Annotated in this window: 20 protein-coding genes and 1 tRNA gene; 19 read left to right on the plus strand and 2 right to left on the minus strand. The window is 41.5% G+C overall.

Translation table 11 applies throughout. From position 1 onward, the window contains the following. Positions 1-37 precede the first annotated feature (37 nt). The 3 genes from uvsE (at position 38) to GJU41_RS21615 (ending at position 3,037) form a co-directional block, all read left to right on the plus strand. A complete protein-coding gene (gene uvsE / locus GJU41_RS21605) occupies positions 38-1,006 on the plus strand; it encodes a UV DNA damage repair endonuclease UvsE (protein ID WP_070878710.1) in 969 nt (322 codons plus the stop codon). Between the two features lie 116 nt (positions 1,007-1,122). Further along, the gene (locus GJU41_RS21610; RefSeq protein WP_070878711.1) at positions 1,123-1,602 is read left to right on the plus strand and encodes a PH domain-containing protein; all 480 of its coding nucleotides are present in this window, start codon (positions 1,123-1,125) and stop codon (positions 1,600-1,602) included. Next, entirely contained in the window at positions 1,592-3,037 is a 1,446-nt protein-coding gene (locus tag GJU41_RS21615) for a PH domain-containing protein (RefSeq protein WP_154319543.1), read from the plus strand. Before GJU41_RS21610 ends, GJU41_RS21615 begins: the two co-directional genes overlap by 11 nt. A 290-nt stretch (positions 3,038-3,327) precedes the next feature. Here GJU41_RS21615 and GJU41_RS21620 read toward each other — a convergent pair whose 3' ends face one another. Then, positions 3,328-3,921 carry a rhomboid family intramembrane serine protease gene (locus GJU41_RS21620; RefSeq protein WP_070878715.1) on the minus strand — a complete coding sequence of 198 codons (594 nt, stop codon included), beginning with the start codon at positions 3,919-3,921 and terminating at the stop codon, positions 3,328-3,330. 103 nt (positions 3,922-4,024) lie between these two features. Between GJU41_RS21620 and acpS the strand changes: the two genes are divergently transcribed. The 14 genes from acpS (at position 4,025) to GJU41_RS21690 (ending at position 15,348) form a co-directional block, all read left to right on the plus strand. Further along, positions 4,025-4,390 (plus strand): holo-ACP synthase, encoded by a 366-nt coding sequence (acpS, locus tag GJU41_RS21625; RefSeq protein WP_070878716.1) that lies wholly within the window; start codon positions 4,025-4,027, stop codon positions 4,388-4,390. Positions 4,391-4,536: 146 nt separating this feature from the next. After that, a complete protein-coding gene (locus tag GJU41_RS21630) occupies positions 4,537-5,547 on the plus strand; it encodes a LolA family protein (RefSeq protein WP_070878717.1) in 1,011 nt (336 codons plus the stop codon). 415 nt (positions 5,548-5,962) lie between these two features. Further along, positions 5,963-7,147 carry an alanine racemase gene (gene alr / locus GJU41_RS21635; RefSeq protein ID WP_154319544.1) on the plus strand — a complete coding sequence of 395 codons (1,185 nt, stop codon included), beginning with the start codon at positions 5,963-5,965 and terminating at the stop codon, positions 7,145-7,147. A gap of 144 nt (positions 7,148-7,291) precedes the next feature. After that, positions 7,292-7,573 carry a CopG family ribbon-helix-helix protein gene (locus tag GJU41_RS21640; protein ID WP_029286378.1) on the plus strand — a complete coding sequence of 94 codons (282 nt, stop codon included), beginning with the start codon at positions 7,292-7,294 and terminating at the stop codon, positions 7,571-7,573. Positions 7,574-7,577: 4 nt separating this feature from the next. Beyond that, positions 7,578-7,928 carry a type II toxin-antitoxin system endoribonuclease NdoA gene (gene ndoA / locus GJU41_RS21645; protein ID WP_029286376.1) on the plus strand — a complete coding sequence of 117 codons (351 nt, stop codon included), beginning with the start codon at positions 7,578-7,580 and terminating at the stop codon, positions 7,926-7,928. A gap of 141 nt (positions 7,929-8,069) precedes the next feature. Further along, entirely contained in the window at positions 8,070-8,906 is an 837-nt protein-coding gene (locus tag GJU41_RS21650) for an STAS domain-containing protein (protein ID WP_070878719.1), read from the plus strand. Continuing rightward, on the plus strand, positions 8,903-9,268 hold the full coding sequence (locus GJU41_RS21655) for an STAS domain-containing protein (protein WP_029286372.1): 366 nt from the start codon (positions 8,903-8,905) through the stop codon (positions 9,266-9,268). Before GJU41_RS21650 ends, GJU41_RS21655 begins: the two co-directional genes overlap by 4 nt. 2 nt (positions 9,269-9,270) lie before the next feature. Further along, complete coding sequence (locus GJU41_RS21660; protein ID WP_070878720.1) at positions 9,271-9,672, plus strand: anti-sigma regulatory factor; 402 nt, start codon at positions 9,271-9,273, stop codon at positions 9,670-9,672. Positions 9,673-9,683: 11 nt separating this feature from the next. Then, positions 9,684-10,691 carry a PP2C family protein-serine/threonine phosphatase gene (locus tag GJU41_RS21665; RefSeq protein ID WP_070878721.1) on the plus strand — a complete coding sequence of 336 codons (1,008 nt, stop codon included), beginning with the start codon at positions 9,684-9,686 and terminating at the stop codon, positions 10,689-10,691. Positions 10,692-10,753: 62 nt separating this feature from the next. Beyond that, a complete protein-coding gene (locus GJU41_RS21670) occupies positions 10,754-11,086 on the plus strand; it encodes an anti-sigma factor antagonist (RefSeq protein WP_070878722.1) in 333 nt (110 codons plus the stop codon). Further along, positions 11,083-11,565 (plus strand): anti-sigma B factor RsbW, encoded by a 483-nt coding sequence (gene rsbW, locus GJU41_RS21675; protein ID WP_070878723.1) that lies wholly within the window; start codon positions 11,083-11,085, stop codon positions 11,563-11,565. The genes GJU41_RS21670 and rsbW overlap by 4 nt, the downstream gene beginning before the upstream one ends. Beyond that, positions 11,531-12,319 (plus strand): RNA polymerase sigma factor SigB, encoded by a 789-nt coding sequence (gene sigB, locus GJU41_RS21680; RefSeq protein ID WP_070878724.1) that lies wholly within the window; start codon positions 11,531-11,533, stop codon positions 12,317-12,319. Before rsbW ends, sigB begins: the two co-directional genes overlap by 35 nt. Further along, positions 12,319-12,918: a PP2C family serine/threonine-protein phosphatase gene (locus GJU41_RS21685; protein WP_070878725.1), complete on the plus strand. Its 600-nt coding sequence runs from the start codon at positions 12,319-12,321 to the stop codon at positions 12,916-12,918. Before sigB ends, GJU41_RS21685 begins: the two co-directional genes overlap by 1 nt. Positions 12,919-13,185: 267 nt before the next feature. Further along, positions 13,186-15,348 (plus strand): Tex family protein, encoded by a 2,163-nt coding sequence (locus tag GJU41_RS21690; RefSeq protein WP_154319546.1) that lies wholly within the window; start codon positions 13,186-13,188, stop codon positions 15,346-15,348. 156 nt (positions 15,349-15,504) lie between these two features. Here the strand turns inward: GJU41_RS21690 and cmpA are convergent, their stop codons facing one another. Next, positions 15,505-15,618 (minus strand): cortex morphogenetic protein CmpA, encoded by a 114-nt coding sequence (gene cmpA / locus GJU41_RS21695; protein WP_087946367.1) that lies wholly within the window; start codon positions 15,616-15,618, stop codon positions 15,505-15,507. A 103-nt stretch (positions 15,619-15,721) separates the two neighbouring features. On the opposite strand from cmpA, the gene GJU41_RS21700 reads away from it, so the two are divergent. After that, complete coding sequence (locus tag GJU41_RS21700; RefSeq protein ID WP_154319547.1) at positions 15,722-16,168, plus strand: SprT family protein; 447 nt, start codon at positions 15,722-15,724, stop codon at positions 16,166-16,168. A gap of 143 nt (positions 16,169-16,311) precedes the next feature. After that, a tRNA-Asn gene (locus tag GJU41_RS21705) sits at positions 16,312-16,383 on the plus strand.

A 16,383-nucleotide genomic window follows, 5' to 3' on the forward strand; every position in this document is an offset into this window, starting at 1 on the left:
GCAACCTATAGGTATCTTAGAAAAGAAGGTGACATCTATGACAATCGTCCGTTTAGGATATGTTGCAATGAGTGTAAATCTAAAAAATTGTTCTCCTTCCCAAACGATGACATACGCACAATTTCAGCGTTTAAAAGATCGCGAAGCTGCCATAGAAAAGCTTGAACGAATATCAGCGTCTAATCTGGAAAATTGCCTTCGCATTATCAAACACAATGTCGGTCACGATGTTCATTTCTTCCGTTTCAGTTCAAAATTAATTCCCCTGGCGAATCATCCTGAGATAAAAGATTTTAACTATTTACGTGCGCTTAGAAAACCTCTGCAGGAGCTTGGTGAGTGGATTTCAAAATCAAAAATGAGAGTGGATTTTCATCCGGATCATTTTGTCCTGCTGAATTCGCCAAAGCCTGAAATTCTGAATACATCACTCAGGACATTAAGCATGCATGAAGCGCTGCTGAGAGGGATGAATGTGCCTCACGAACAAAGATGTGTCATTCATGTAGGAGGTGCATACAACGATAAGGATAAAGCCCTCGAACAATTCATTCACAATTGGGGGTTTGTACCCGTCAAGATCCAGAATATGCTGATGTTAGAGAATGATGATACAACCTTCACTCTTCAAGATGCCCTTTACTTATGCGAGAAATTGGCTATTCCGCTGGTTTTTGATTATCATCATCACTTGGCCAATCATGAAAAAGATTCGAATTGGGCTGAACATTGGGAGCGTGTGGCTGCAAGCTGGCAGTATTCCTCCCTTCCCGTGAAGATGCATATATCAAGCCCGCGAAGTGAAAAGGACTTTAATGCTCACGCTGATTTTGTAGATCCAGAACTTTTCATGGCCTTTCTTTCAGAAATAAAAGGAAGCGTTCCGCAAATTGACTGTATGATTGAAGCAAAACAAAAAGATGATGCTCTTTTTCAATTAATGGAGCAGATGTGCTTGTTTCCTGGGGTTGAAAAAATAGACGGAGCATCGTTTTTGCTGAAGTAGTGTTCAAGCAAGGTTCAATTCTTTATAATGGAATTGGAATGATTTTCAAATAGGTGAAACAAATGAATCGTTCATCCGTATATAAAGAGAGAGCTACTAGTTCAGGGGGAACAGAAATGAGAGAAGCGCCTAAGTATCAAATCAGTCAAAAAGCACTAAAGGTATGGAAGCTTTCAGCACTTATCCAATCATTGATTTTTTTGGCTGTATCCGGAGGAATTGCGTTTGCTGTTTATTACTTTGAGTGGCCAATATGGATTGCCATTGCCGTCCTCGGAGCATGGCTGATCTTTTCCATCATATTTATTTTTATTACTCCGAAAATACAGCACCGCACTTGGCGGTATGAGGTACATGAAAATGAAATTGATATCCAGTCCGGCTTATTTGTGGTGAAAAGAGTGCTGGTTCCAATGGTCAGAGTGCAGCATGTCAATACAAAACAGGGGCCATTGCTCAGGAAAAATGACCTTGCGACTGTAACAATACATACAGCTGCAACCATTCATGAGATTCCTGCGCTTGATGTAATTGAAGCCGATCAGCTGCGTGATTTTATATCGAAGCTTGCGAGGGTGACCGAAGATGATGTCTGAGCCAAAAAGACTGCATCCCGCTTCCGCTATATTAACCTTTGTCAAACAATTGAAAGATGGGATCTTTCCGGTCATTGTTCTTTTCTTCGTTAATGACTATAAGATCTATTTCTTTATTGGACTTGCGGTGATTCTGATTGCAATGATCATCTACAGTATCATCAGCTGGATGAAATATACATACCGCATTGAAGACAATGAACTGCGGATTGAATTCGGTTTATTTGTGAAAAAGAAAAGATATATTCCGATTGAAAGAATTCAATCAATTAATGAAAGTGCCGGCATCATTCAGCAGATATTCGGACTTGTGAAGCTCCAGCTTGAAACAGCTGGAGGAGGCGCAGAGGCTGAAGCTGTTCTTACAGCTGTTACAAAAGAAGAAGCCCGCAGGATTCATTCCGTTTTAGCGGAAAGAAAAAAAGAACTGGATCATGATGAGATCATTGAGACAGTAAAAGAAGAAGAAACCTATTTAACATATAAAATTGGGGCAAAAGAACTGATGGTTGCTGCATCAACATCGAGCGGAATCGGAGTTGTTCTGTCTGCTGCATTTGCTTTCTTCTCACAATTTGACGAGCTTATCCCGTTTGATGATATTATCGATCGTTTTTCTTTTCTTTCAAACGCAAGCATTACCGTTTACGCTATTCTTGTTTTCATTGCATTTTTCATCGCATGGATCCTTAGCATAATCGGGGTTTGTCTGAAATTTGCCAACTTTACAGTGGTAAAGAAAGAAACGGATCTGGTCATCTCGCGAGGTTTGTTTGAAAAGCACCAGCTGACGATTCCGCTTGAGAGAATCCAGGCTATGAAAATCAGCGAAAACCTGATTCGCCAGCCGCTCGGCTATGCAACTGTGCACATTGTCAGTGCAGGGGGAAGCGCTAAATATGAAAATGTTTCTGCCGTCCTTTTTCCGCTGATTAAAAAAACGAAAATTAAGCAGATCTTAACGGAATTTACACCTGATTTTTCTTTAGCAGATCAATTAAGGCCGCTTCCAAAGAGAGCGAGAAGAGGGTATGTTCTCGTCTATACCATTCCTTTCTTAGTGATCTCATGCATTCTGAGCTACTTCTTTCAGCCGTGGGGCTACCTTTCGCTGCTGACAGTTCCGGCAGGACTTCTGATTGGTCTCGCGTCATTTAAGGATGCAGGATGGGCCATCCATGCTGAGCAACTTACGCTTTCATCAAGAAATCTTGTAAAATCCACATTTGTTGTAAAGCGAAAAAGAATTCAGGTCATTGAAGCTAGGCAATCTTTTTTTCAGCGCCGTTTGGACCTTGCGTCGATTCAATCTTCAACAACATCTGGACTTGGCGGTACACATTTCATGGTAAAAGGCGTCGATATTGAGGATGCCGGAGAAGTGTTTGAGTGGTATTCATATGAAAATCATGCGAAAAAAGACGCGATCCTTTAGGGTTGGCGTCCTTTTTGATGTTATCGTTTTTGTCGGAGCTAAACGGGTGGCTACGCTTTTCATTGTCCAGCTCCGCCTCCTAGTCCCTCGGCCAGAACAAATTCCCCCAAAAAGTCAAAACCGGACTTTTCGGGGGAATTCTTATCTGTCTGTCGGGCCTAACCAGTCGGCTCCGCTTTTCGGTGTCCAGCTCCGCCTCCTAACTCCTCGGCCAGAACGGCTCCGTCTGTAAAGGCAAAAAGCGCCTTTTCAGCCGGATCCTTATCTGTCTGTCGGAGCTGACCAGTCGGCTACGCTTTTCTGCTAAGAAACAACGGCGCAAGCAGCGCACCTGCAACGGCGCCGAAAATATGGGCTATGATATTGATGTTCGTATTGATGAATGTCATGACAATTCCTATGACTAAAATGGTCATAATAAGCTGAGAGTTTGAAGAATCGATCAGATCTTTTCTAAATACGACAATGTAAAGGTAGATGCCGAATAAGCCGAAGATGGCGCCTGAAGCTCCGACGTGAGTATACGTTAAATCTTCTATGATGAAGTAGGTTGCCAGATTTGCGGCGAGACCTGTTGCCAAATAGGCGGCAATAAAGCGGATTTTTCCAAGCATCCGTTCTAATGCCGGGGCGAACAGGATAATGGATACACTGTTAAATAGAATATGAGCGAAGTTTGCATGAAGGAAAATAGGGGTGATCAAGCGCCACCATTCTCCGTTTGCGACACCGGCATTGTATCCTACTAAAGAGGCGAAAAAATATGTTATTGTAGGAACTGGAAGTAAAAACAAGAGCCAGAGTAAGACTTGAATACAGACAATGACGGTTACAGCAGGATATAGACGGATAAACGTTCTGAAATCTTCTGATCTTGTAAACATAGAGTGTGTCTCCTTATTCTAACGACTTAGTTGTTTCTATATTAACACGGTTATGAGACATGAGAGCATATTAGTACATACTGAACAAAAAGAGGGTGTCCGCATGATTAAAGGGATTGGTCTTGATTTAGCAGAGCTTGAAAGGATTGAACGTTTAATAAAGAGACAGCCGAAATTCATTGACCGGATTCTTACAGAGAGAGAAAAAGATAAATTTCAATCGCATGCACCCCGGAGGAAAATCGAATATGCCGCCGGAAGATTTGCGGCGAAAGAGGCGTTTTCAAAAGCGATGGGAACCGGAATCGGAAAAGAATTGAGTTTTAAGGATATTGAAATTCTGAATGATGGAAATGGGAAACCAGCTGTAACAATGCCTGATTTGCCGGGTTTTCTCGTTCACGTATCGATCACGCATACAAAAGATTATGCGGCTGCTCAAGTAATTATTGAAAGCTCGTCAAGCTAGTCTGCATATTCATATCCTTTGTCTCATATATTTGTACAGCGGTAGGAGAGACAAGTCGTTTGAGGAGGTCGTGCTTCCTTTTGCATGATTCCTTCAGGGGAGAGTTTCTTCCTTTTTACGTCATATGAGACAAAGGGGTTGAAAAGGTGAAAAAGCACTTTTTATTACTGGCCATTGGATTGCTCGCTGTATTAATGCTTGCCGGATGCGGAGAGAAATCCAAGACGGATGTTGTGGAAAACCTGGATAAAAAGGTTGAGGAGTTATCGGGGTACAAAGCGAAAGCCCAAATGACCCTTCAAACAGGCAGTGAGCCTCAAATTTACGAGGTGGAAATCTGGCATAAGCAGCCTTCATTCTACAGAGTAAACTTGAAGAATGCTGAAAAAGATCAGAGCCAGATGATTCTCCGCAATAATGAGGGCGTGTTTGTCCTGACGCCGGCCCTTAAGAAAAGCTTCCGTTTCCAAAGCGAATGGCCGCAAAACAGCAGTCAGGCTTATCTTTTCGAATCACTCGTAAAAGACATTAAGAGCGACGCAGATTCGATTTTTAAATCAACAAAAGACGCTTACGTTTTCGAGACAAAAACAAATTACCAAAACAGTCAGATGCTTCCTCTCCAAGAGATCACGTTCAATAAAAAGGACCTGAAGCCTTCTGTTGTCAAAGTAATGGACACAGACCGCAATCCATTAGTTGTAGTGGAGTTTTCAGACTTTGATTTTGATGCGAAATTCGATAAAAACTCATTTGATATGCAAAAGAATATGTCATTTGCAAGCGTAGATGTTGAAACATCTGCATCAGTTAACTCAGAACCGTTTGCTGTGAAGTATCCTCTTGAGCAGATCGAGGGAGTGAAGCTGACAGAAGAAAAAGAGATGAAAACAGAGAATGGCAAGCGTGTCGTACAAACGTATGATGGTGAAAAATCCTACACCTTCATTCAGGAAAAAGCAGTCGCCGCCACTGTTGCAACCTCCTCTTTTGTAAGCGGCGAACCGGTTGACCTTGGTGTTGCTGTCGGAGCTTTAACAGAACAATCTTTAACTTGGACATTCGACGGAGTAGAGTACATGATTGCATCGAAAGATTTATCTCAGGAAGAGATGATTCGTGTAGCTCAATCCGTACAGGGTCAGGCAATTAAGTAATCAAACTTGGATGGCATTTGGGCCATCCAAGTTTTTTATGATTTCTGCGAGCTGGATAGTAAGAACCCAAGTCCCGATAGTGAAACCGGATGTGAGGAGAGTTAGGGAACTCCAGCGGATAGTGAGACGCAATTTTTGGATAGTAAAGCTGAATCTCAAGCTCCAAATGACTCTTTTGAAGGGATCAAAATGCCAAGTGCAGCTAGAAAAGGTTATATAAGTGAATGAAATGACAGTTTGACAATTTTTTTATATCCACAATTAATCTTTCGCATCAAAGAACTTACCGCAGAACTAATTTCTCCGTATTACCCCCTTAAAATCCTGCCTATTTGGAACCGATTTCATTTGACAAAAGAACTCTATACCATTGATAATCAGCAATAGAAAAGACAATCATGAGGAAGTGTAGGACATGGGAAATTCTTTTTACCGCGATACTTGGGCTGAAATTGATTTAGATGCGATATACAGCAATGTGAAATCTATGAAAAAACATATAGGCGAAAACACGCAGCTGATTGCGGTTGTGAAGGCCAATGCTTATGGCCATGGAGATACAGAGGTGGCTAAGGCGGCTCTTGAAGCAGGCGCGGGCATGCTGGCAGTAGCTTTCTTAGATGAAGCACTCGTCTTACGTGATGCAGGGTTTGAAGCGCCGATCCTTGTGATGGGTGCATCCCGGCCGAAAGATGTGCAAATCGCTGTGGATCAGAACATTATTTTAACAGCTCCTTCTTTTGAATGGCTGACGGAAGCTGAAAAGAATGTTCATAAAGGAACTTTATCTGTCCATCTGAAAATTGATACCGGAATGGGCCGCCTCGGTGTCCGTTCAGAGGAAGACCTTCAGCAGGCGTTTAAATTTACAGAAGGAAATCCGGGTGTGAAAATAGAAGGTGTTTTTACGCATTTTGCAACAGCAGATGAGCTTGATACAGCTTATTTCAACAAGCAGTACGCTGTGTTCACATCAATGGCGCGGATGGCTGCTCAATATGACGGTGTGATGATTCACTGCGGCAATAGTGCGACGGGACTTCGTTTTCCTGAAAAATTAGTTCACGCTGTGAGACTGGGAATCTCTATGTACGGTCTTAGTCCTTCGATGGAAATAAAACCTGAACTGCCTTATGAGCTGAAAGAAGCGTTTTCCCTTCATTCAAAGCTTGTCCATGTGAAAAAAATCAGCAAAGGCGAAAAAGTAAGCTACGGAGCTACTTATACTGCTGAAGAAGATGAATGGATCGGGACGATTCCGATTGGATATGCAGATGGATGGGTGCGCCGTTTGAGAGAATCAGATGTTCTGATTGATGGCGAAAGGATGCCAATTGTTGGAAGGATTTGCATGGATCAATGCATGGTTAAGCTTTCCTCCTATAAAGAAATCGGGACAAAGGTAACGTTAATCGGCAGGCAAAAAGATGAGTGTATTTCTGTGGATGAAGTGGCAGAAAGACTGGAAACCATCAACTATGAAGTGCCTTGTACAATAACTTTGCGCGTTCCCCGTATGTTTTTGAAAAATAAGAGTATAATTGAAGTGAGAAACTCTCTTTTTTGCGGCATGAAAAAGGTGACGGATTGTCCGGAATAGAAGAAGGGATGAATAAAAATGCTTTTGCAAAGCCGATAATAGTGTTGAATTATTAGAAAATAACTTTGCTTCTTGCATTGATAGTGTTATTATTGTATGTGGAATGGAATAATAGGTGTGTGAGTTTGGTGGAGGTGTATGTTTGTGTCTGAATCCAGCGCAACAACAGAAATCTTAATTCGTTTACCGCAAGCATTAGTCTCGGAATTAGACGGTCTTGTCAAACAAGAGAATGGGAACCGAAGCGAGTTAATTTATCAAGCAACAAAGATGTATATCCGCGAGCGCAAGAAACGCCAAATACGCGAGTCGATGAGACGGGGATATATGGAGATGGCTAAGATTAACTTAAACATTGCTTCCGAAGCATTTCAAGCTGAATCAGAGGCTGACCACACCGTTGAACGCTTAGTAAGCGGGGGTTAATCCTTTGATTGTCAAACGCGGCGACGTTTATTTTGCTGATTTATCACCCGTTGTTGGCTCTGAGCAAGGGGGCGTCCGTCCAGTGCTGATCATCCAGAATGATATCGGAAACAGGTTCAGTCCAACGGTCATCATAGCAGCTATTACCGCTCAAATTCAAAAAGCGAAATTGCCAACTCATGTGGAGATTGATTCCAAGCGTTATGGATTTGAACGTGATTCTGTTATACTGTTAGAGCAGATTCGAACAATTGATAAACAGAGATTGACTGATAAGATTACACACTTAGATGATGAAATGATGGATAAAGTGGACGAAGCTCTGCAAATTAGCTTAGGACTCATTGATTTTTAAAAACTAAAAAAACATTATTTTTTAGGAAGTTGCTCCCATTAGGCAACTTTTTTTTATTTTATTGGCATAAATCGGTATAATGTAAAGTGGAATAACTTGTTTACTTTTTTACCCATACGATAAGAGGGGGATAATCTGCACATGAAGGATGCATCTAATCCAGTACTTGATTTTGTTCTGGCTCATCAAAATGAGATCTTGAATGAATGGAAAGACAGTCTGAAAGATTTGGGAGATCAGAAGTACTCTAACATCCTTTCAGATCAAGTATTTTTAAATACCTGCAATGAATATCTGCAAATCTTAATCAGCTATATGAAAAACCCGGGAAGCGATCAGACTGAAAAGGTTTCTGACTATGCCCACAGGGTTGTTCAATTGGGCTGGAGCCTAAAGTATATATCTGAAGGATTAAAGCAGCTGTCTTTAATTATCTTCACAAAAATGACGGATGGCCTTCCGGAAGATAAAAAAATGAAAATAGTGTGGGAGTTTGACAAGTCGCTTTCACCAATCAATAATGAATTAATTCATCAATATGCAGCATCATGGGAGCGTACGGTTTCTCTGCAGAAGATTGCCCTGCAGGAATTATCGGCTCCGCTTATTCCGATATTTGATAACATTACAATTATGCCGTTAGTTGGTACAATTGATACAGAGAGAGCAAAGCAAATCATGGAGAACCTGCTTACGGGTGTTGTAAAGCATCGTGCGCAAGTTGTTTTAATTGATATTACAGGTGTCCCGGTTGTGGACACAATGGTTGCTCATCATATTATTCAGGCTTCAGAAGCTGTTCGCCTTGTAGGCGCAAAATGCCTCCTTGTGGGAATCAGGCCTGAGATTGCTCAGACAATCGTGAACCTTGGCATTGATTTAAGTCAGGTAATTACGAAGAACAGTCTTCAAAAAGGAATGGAAGCTGCACTTGAAATGACAAATCGACAAATAGTAGAAATGGGGGATTCACAATGAGAACTCCAAGAATACCGATTTTAAAGCTTCATAACTGTCTGCTTGTATCTATTCAGTGGGAACTTGATGATCAGACTGCCCTGCAGTTTCAGGAAGATCTGCTTCATAAAATCCACGAAACAGGTGCAAGCGGTGTTGTCATAGATTTAACCTCCGTAGATGTAATTGATTCTTTTATCGCCAAGGTTTTAGGTGATGTTATCGGCATGTCGAAATTAATGGGAGCTAAAGTTGTTTTAACAGGCATTCAGCCTGCGGTAGCAATTACCCTCATTGAGCTTGGCATTCACCTTGCTGATGTCCAAACCGCGCTTGACCTGGAAAAAGGACTTGAAACATTACAACAGGAGCTGGGGGAATAAGCATGGATAACCAATCCTGTGTAAAAATCATTACGGAGTGGGACATTGTTGCTGCACGGCAGCTTGGACGCAATGTTGCAAAAGAACTCGGGTTTGGTACGGTAGACCAAGCGAGGATTACGACAGCTATTTCCGAATTAGCCCGTAATATATATTTGTATGCTGGACAAGGCCAAATTTGCATTGAGCAGATCAGCGAATTCAGTAAAAAAGGTTTAAAAATAATAGCCATTGATAACGGACCAGGAATACCAGATATCCGAAAAGTGATGGAAGACGGCTTTTCAACATCTGGTGGGTTAGGAGCCGGATTGCCTGGAGTAAAACGCCTGATGGATGAATTCAGCATTAATACCGTCTTAGGAGAGGGAACGGATATCCAAGCTGTCAAATGGCTTCGCTAGGAGGAAGCTTGATGGATTTTAAGGAAGTCATTGAATCGAAGTATCAGGAAATACTAAGTCATTATATGCAGGAATTAACAGAAACGGCTTTGTACCAGGGGCAAAAGTTCAGCAGAAAAGCAATAGAGGAGCAGGTGCCCCCTGAGGAAATTATCAGTTTGCACCGTAAAGTGCTGCAAGATTTATTTCCTGATGTAGATCAAGATGTTTTGCACTCTCTCGACTTTCTTTTAGAGGTCATGATGGGGTACGGTCTGGCCTATCAGGAGCATCAAAGCCTGCGGGATAAGCAGCAGGAGATTAAGTCTGAGATTCAAGTAGCTTTGAATGTTCAGCAGATGCTTTTGGAAACGTCAGTGCCTACAGTGCCGAATCTTGATATAGGTGCAATAAGTGTACCCGCGAAGCATATGAACGGGGATTACTACCATTTTGTTTATGATGAAGAAAGCGTAAGTATCGCCATCGCTGATGTAATCGGGAAAGGAATACCCGCTGCACTCTGTATGTCGATGATCAAATATGCAATGGACAGCTTGCCGGAGTCCCGCAGATCTCCAAGCCGTGTTCTGGAAAATCTGAACAGGGTTGTTGAGCATAACGTAGACCCGAGCATGTTCATTACAATGTTCTATGGAATGTATGATACGGAAACTCATGAGTTTATCTATGGATCAGCGGGCCACGAGCCTGGATTTTATTACAGCGCTAAAGAGGACTGTTTTCATGACATGAATACAAAAGGTCTGGTCCTTGGTATTGATCAATCCATAAAGTACAAGCAATACAGCAGAATCGTGGAAAAAGGCGATATGATTGTTTTGCTTTCAGATGGTGTAACTGAGTCGAAAACAAATGAAGAGTTCATTGAACGTGATTTCATTACGAACCTCATTAAAAAATACAGTGATTTGAATGCACAGGGTATTGTAGATAATATTTATAAAGATTTTTTGCAGATGCAGGATTTTGAGCTGCGGGATGATTTTACGCTGATTATTTTAAAACGCGAGGTTTAACTTGTAAAAAAAGTGGGTATTTGTTTTATTAGCTTACAAGTAATCTTACTGGGGTGATATTGATGAATTTAAATATAAATGTTAATCGATCAGAGGAACATATTCAAATAGAATTGGCTGGAGAAATTGATGCTTACACAGCACCGAAATTAAGAGAAGAACTAATGCCGCTTGCAGAAGAGGGAAAACCTGTCATGATCGTAAGCCTTAAGGATGTCTCTTACATGGACAGCACAGGACTTGGCGCATTTGTTGGCTTGCTTAAAGCTGTGAGAAAAAATGAGGGCGATTTAAAGCTTGTTAATTTATCCGCTCGTTTGGAAAGACTATTCAACATAACGGGACTGAGTGATATTATTGACATTTCTTCTAAATCAGAAGGTGGGGTTCGATGAAACAATTAGTGGATTACATCGAGGTGAAAATACCTGCTAAACCGGAATTTGTCGGCATTGTCCGTTTGACACTTTCTGGTATTGCCAGCAGAATGGGTTACTCTTATGATGAAATTGAAGATTTGAAAATCGCAACAAGCGAAGCATGTACAAATGCTGTGCAGCACGCATACGAAAAAATTGAAGGCGGAGAAGTCATGATCGGGTTTGGCCTTTACGACGACCGTCTTGAAGTAATGGTGTCAGACAGCGGTCAAAGCTTCAATTTTGAACAAAAGAAAAACGAACTGGGTCCATATTCTGCTGCAAACCCTGTTGACCAACTTCCAGAAGGAGGGTTGGGGCTCTACTTGATGGAAACGCTCATGGATGAAGTTCGTGTGCAGATCGATTCCGGCGTTACCGTCTTTATGACAAAGTATTTAAACGGGGAGCGAGTAGAACATGACACAACCATCCAAAACTACGAAGCGAACTAAAGAAGAAATCAATGAATTGATTTTCGATTTTCAGCACAATCAAAATGAAGATGCTCAGCTTTTTCTTGTCGAATATTACAGCGGGCTGGTTGAAACTCTCGCAAAGAAATATTCAAGAGGCAAAAGCTTTCATGAAGACTTAAAACAGGTGGGCATGATTGGCTTGCTTGGTGCAATCCGCCGCTATGACCCTGAGTTCGGAAAGACGTTTGAAGCGTTTGCCATTCCGACTGTCATCGGTGAAATCAAGCGATTCCTTCGCGATAAAACATGGAGTGTTCATGTTCCGAGAAGAATTAAAGAGCTTGGACCTAAAATAAAAATGGCTGTAGACGAATTGACAAATTCCCTTCAGCGCTCACCGCTTGTTCATGAAATAGCAGACTATCTTGAGGTGACAGAGGAAGAAGTGCTCGAGACGATGGAGATGGGCAAAAGCTATCAGGCTTTATCTGTCGATCATTCAATTGAGGCTGATTCCGACGGCAGCACAGTAACAATTCTTGATATCGTAGGATCAAAGGAAGAAGGATACGAGCAAGTTAATCAAAAGCTTATGCTTGAAAGTGTTCTTCACGTTCTGTCTGACCGTGAAAAAGAAATTATTCATCACACATATATTTTAAATAAGAGTCAAAAGGAAGCGGGAGAAATCCTTGGTATTTCTCAAATGCATGTATCTAGACTTCAAAGAAGAGCGATTACGAAGTTAAAAGAAGCACTTTCGGCTGACTTATCGATGGGGCAGCATTAATGATTCAAATTGAAGAAAACAATCATGTCTACGCATATGCTTATCAAATGCAAAAAGAAGGTAAAACGTTATGCGGGGACAGTTTCTTGATTAAATCAACTGAAGACTATTTCATATGTGCTGTTGCAGACGGACTCGGCAGCGGTGAACGGGCTTATGAATCTTCTTCTGCCATTAAAGAAGTCGTTGAGGAATTGCATGCTGAAGACGTTGGCCTGATGATCGAGAAATCAAATGAGGTGCTGAAAAATAAGCGCGGAGCAACTGTTGCTATATTTAAAGCGTATTTTAAACAGAATCAATTTACATTCAGTTCTGTTGGAAATATCCGATTTGTCCTCTATTCTCCGTCTGGCACGTTTGTCTATCCTCTTCCTGTGCTTGGCTATATGTCAGGAAAACCTCAGAAATTCCGTGTTCAATCCTTTGCATATGATCCTGGGGCGAAATTCATTATCCATTCTGATGGACTAAACATTCCTGCTGTAAAATCACTGCTTAAGGATAACCGGACAATTGAAGATATTTCAAATCAGCTTGAGCCTTATACAATATCAAGGCAAGATGATTTAACCTACGTAGTCGGTCAGCTATTCTAGTTGACGGCTTTTTTTATTGTTTAGGAAATTATAAAATGTAAAAGGTTGTGGATATTTAAATAAAGTTATCTACGGCAAGCGCAAGCGCCTAGATCCTCGGTCAGAACGAATCCGCCAAAAAAGTCGGGACCCGGACTTTTCTGTCGAATTCTTATCTGCCTGACGGATCTGACCAAGGCGCTTGCGCTTTTGTTCTTTGGAGCATTTTTTAAAGTTCGCGTCTTTTGGTAAAATGTTTCTAAGTCTTTATTTTGGGGAGGGAAAAGAATGGCAGAGAAAACAGAGCGCATTATGAAAACAATCAGTACGGATTTGTCCATTACATATAAACAGGTATCAAATGTGATTGCATTACTGGAAGACGGCAATACCGTTCCTTTTATTGCGAGGTACAGAAAAGAACAGACAGGTGCATTAGATGAGGTGCAAATCCGTGATATCTCGGAAAAGTGGCAATACACTCAAAACCTGGAATCAAGAAAAGAAGAAGTCATCCGATTAATTGATGAACAGGGAAAGCTGACAGAAGATCTTAAAAAAGAGATAGTAGCTGCTTTAAAACTTCAAAAGGTTGAAGACCTCTATCGTCCCTATAAACAAAAACGGAGAACCAAAGCTACGGTTGCGAAAGAAAGGGGCTTAGAACCTCTTGCCGAGTGGATAAAAGGACAGCCTTCTAATGGATCGCTTAAAGAAAAAGCGATGGAGTTTGTAAACGAGGTGCAGGAGGTTTTGACTGCGGAAGATGCAATCGAAGGGGCTAAGGACATTTTAGCTGAGTGGATTTCGGATGAGCCATCTTACCGTCAGTGGATTCGCGAACAAACCTTCCGAAAAGGGAAAATCATCACATCTTCAAAAGATGAAGAAAAAGATGAGAAGAAAGTATACGAAATGTACTATGAGTACGAAGAGCCGATTCAAAAGGTTGTCCCGCATCGGGTCCTTGCTATGAACCGGGGAGAAAAAGAGGGTATTCTGAAAGTTGCCATTCAGGCGCCGGCAGATCTGATCACTTCTCATATTCAAAGAAATGAATTGAAAAATCAGCATACAGTGGTAAAGGATGTCTATATAGAAGCCATTGAAGATGCCTACAAACGATTAATTCAGCCTTCCATTGAACGTGAGATCCGAAAAGAATTAATGGAGAAAGCGGATGATCGTGCGATTCATATTTTCTCTGAAAATCTGCGCAACCTTTTACTTCAGCCTCCATTGAAAGGCCGTGTCGTATTAGGGGTTGACCCTGCGTACCGGACAGGGTGTAAACTTGCAGCTGTCGATGAGACCGGAAAAGTTCTTGAAATAGGCGTCATTTATCCTCATCCACCGGTTAATAAAGCAAAAGAAGCAAAGCAAAAGCTAATCGATGTAATCAAAAAAAACAACATCGAGCTTGTTGCGATTGGAAATGGAACGGCTTCAAGAGAGACAGAACAATTCATTGCAGATCTTATTGATGAATTAAAATCAGGTCTTTCCTATATTATCGTAAACGAAGCAGGGGCAAGTGTATATTCTGCATCTGATCTTGCCCGTGAAGAATTCCCTGAGTTCCAGGTAGAAGAACGAAGTGCAGTTTCCATCGCAAGAAGATTGCAGGATCCGCTGGCAGAGCTAGTTAAAATTGATCCAAAATCAGTAGGAGTAGGGCAATACCAGCATGACGTCACACAGAAGAAGCTGAATGATTCTCTTACATTCGTTGTTGAAACAGTGGTTAACCAAGTAGGAGTGAATGTAAATACAGCATCATCATCACTCTTGCAATATGTAGCGGGCTTAAGCAAGGCAGTTGCGGTAAACATTGTGAAGCAGCGGGATGAAATCGGGAAGTTCCAGGACCGGAAGCAATTAAAGAAAATACCGCGACTTGGCGCAAAAACGTTTGAACAATGCATAGGTTTCCTGAGGATACCTGACGGAAAGCATCCGCTTGACTCAACAGGCATTCATCCTGAGAGCTACAAAGAGGTTGAAGTGCTTCTGAAAATGCTTGGACTAACCTTGAAGGATGTTGGAACGGAGCAGCTGAGAGAAAAAATTGCTGGAATTAATATAAAAGAAACCGCAGAAGCTATCGATCTTGGAGAGCTGACTCTGAAAGATATTTGTGATTCTCTTGTTCGTCCAGGACGTGACCCTCGTGATGAAATAGCTAAACCCCTGCTTAAAAAGGGTGTATTGAAACTCGAGGACCTTCAGACAGGCATGGAACTTCAGGGCACTGTGCGCAATGTTGTAGATTTTGGCGCGTTTGTGGACATCGGCGTTAAACAGGATGGGCTCGTTCATATTTCAAAGCTCAGAAACTCTTTTGTGAAACACCCTCTCGATGTCGTTTCCGTCGGTGATGTTGTTACGGTGTGGGTGGACTCTGTAGATCAGCATAAAGGCCGAGTTGCTTTGACGATGATTAACAGTTAATGAAAAACACTGCATGCGTGCAGTGTTATAGATTCGAATGGGGATTAGCTAAATGATTCCCCATTTCGGCTAATAAATCTTAATAACCAGCTGTAAAAAATGTAGTTTTTTCGCTAGAAAAAAGACGAGATACATTTTGTAGTCCCAACACACTGCTCATGAGCAGTGTTTTTTTCTATAGAAATACCAGCATTGATTCAACATCTTTATTTGATATCGGTCCTTTTCATAAAACGCACGCTGCATTTGGTTTTTTAACCATGAGGGCATTGCTCGTTCCTCCTTATTGTTTATAATGGAGTATGTGTATTACTTACTATATGCGGGCGCAAGATGTCCTGTTCGGAGATACAAACTATGCGGGGTGTAACCGATGAATGAAACAGAGCTTCAGGAACTGACAGAATCGATTTCAATAACTTACTTTCATAAAAAGTTTATACATAAAGCGATCTTTAACACCCGGCTGCGCACAACAGGAGGAAGATACCTTTTAAAAAGCCACAACATTGAAATTAACCCTAAGTATTTAGCTCAGGGATTGGAAGAGATAATCGGTATCATTAAACATGAACTATGCCACTATCATCTTCATATAGAGGGCAGAGGGTATAAGCACCGTGATTCCGAATTTAGAGAGCTTCTTTCGAAAGTAGGTGCCCCGAGATTTTGCACACCGCTTCAGACGACAGTCAGAAAAAAGAAGACATTAGTGTATCAGTGCAGAGCTTGTATGTTCATTTATAAACGGCACAGAAGAATGGATCCTTCCAAGTATGTATGCGGAAAATGCGGCGGGAAAATAAAACTTGTTTCATAGATGAAAAAAGGGGTTGACTCATTATACAAAGCTGTGATAAATTATAAAAGCCGTCGTAAGAGACGCAAAACATTAATAAAAAGAAGGCTTGACAGCTTGTACTAATCTTCATATAATAAAAGAAGTCTGTCATGACTAATTATTCCGCAGTAGCTCAGTGGTAGAGCTATCGGCTGTTAACCGATCGGTCGTAGGTTCGAGTCCTACCTGCGGAG

Origin of the sequence: Metabacillus idriensis (assembly GCF_009674765.1) — a bacterium.
In the GTDB taxonomy this organism is placed as follows: Bacteria; Bacillota; Bacilli; order Bacillales; family Bacillaceae; genus Bacillus_P; species Bacillus_P idriensis.

Bases quoted from the DNA above. Each gene is read 5' to 3' on its own strand.
- uvsE (WP_070878710.1), top strand. From the start codon at position 38: ATGACAATCGTCCGTTTAGGATATGTTGCAATGAGTGTAAATCTAAAA.
- GJU41_RS21610 (WP_070878711.1), top strand. From the start codon at position 1,123: ATGAGAGAAGCGCCTAAGTATCAAATCAGTCAAAAAGCACTAAAGGTA.
- GJU41_RS21615 (WP_154319543.1), top strand. From the start codon at position 1,592: ATGATGTCTGAGCCAAAAAGACTGCATCCCGCTTCCGCTATATTAACC.
- GJU41_RS21620 (WP_070878715.1), bottom strand. From the start codon at position 3,921: ATGTTTACAAGATCAGAAGATTTCAGAACGTTTATCCGTCTATATCCT.
- acpS (WP_070878716.1), top strand. From the start codon at position 4,025: ATGATTAAAGGGATTGGTCTTGATTTAGCAGAGCTTGAAAGGATTGAA.
- alr (WP_154319544.1), top strand. From the start codon at position 5,963: ATGGGAAATTCTTTTTACCGCGATACTTGGGCTGAAATTGATTTAGAT.
- GJU41_RS21650 (WP_070878719.1), top strand. From the start codon at position 8,070: ATGAAGGATGCATCTAATCCAGTACTTGATTTTGTTCTGGCTCATCAA.
- GJU41_RS21655 (WP_029286372.1), top strand. From the start codon at position 8,903: ATGAGAACTCCAAGAATACCGATTTTAAAGCTTCATAACTGTCTGCTT.
- GJU41_RS21660 (WP_070878720.1), top strand. From the start codon at position 9,271: ATGGATAACCAATCCTGTGTAAAAATCATTACGGAGTGGGACATTGTT.
- GJU41_RS21665 (WP_070878721.1), top strand. From the start codon at position 9,684: ATGGATTTTAAGGAAGTCATTGAATCGAAGTATCAGGAAATACTAAGT.
- GJU41_RS21670 (WP_070878722.1), top strand. From the start codon at position 10,754: ATGAATTTAAATATAAATGTTAATCGATCAGAGGAACATATTCAAATA.
- rsbW (WP_070878723.1), top strand. From the start codon at position 11,083: ATGAAACAATTAGTGGATTACATCGAGGTGAAAATACCTGCTAAACCG.
- sigB (WP_070878724.1), top strand. From the start codon at position 11,531: ATGACACAACCATCCAAAACTACGAAGCGAACTAAAGAAGAAATCAAT.
- GJU41_RS21685 (WP_070878725.1), top strand. From the start codon at position 12,319: ATGATTCAAATTGAAGAAAACAATCATGTCTACGCATATGCTTATCAA.
- GJU41_RS21690 (WP_154319546.1), top strand. From the start codon at position 13,186: ATGGCAGAGAAAACAGAGCGCATTATGAAAACAATCAGTACGGATTTG.
- cmpA (WP_087946367.1), bottom strand. From the start codon at position 15,618: ATGCCCTCATGGTTAAAAAACCAAATGCAGCGTGCGTTTTATGAAAAG.
- GJU41_RS21700 (WP_154319547.1), top strand. From the start codon at position 15,722: ATGAATGAAACAGAGCTTCAGGAACTGACAGAATCGATTTCAATAACT.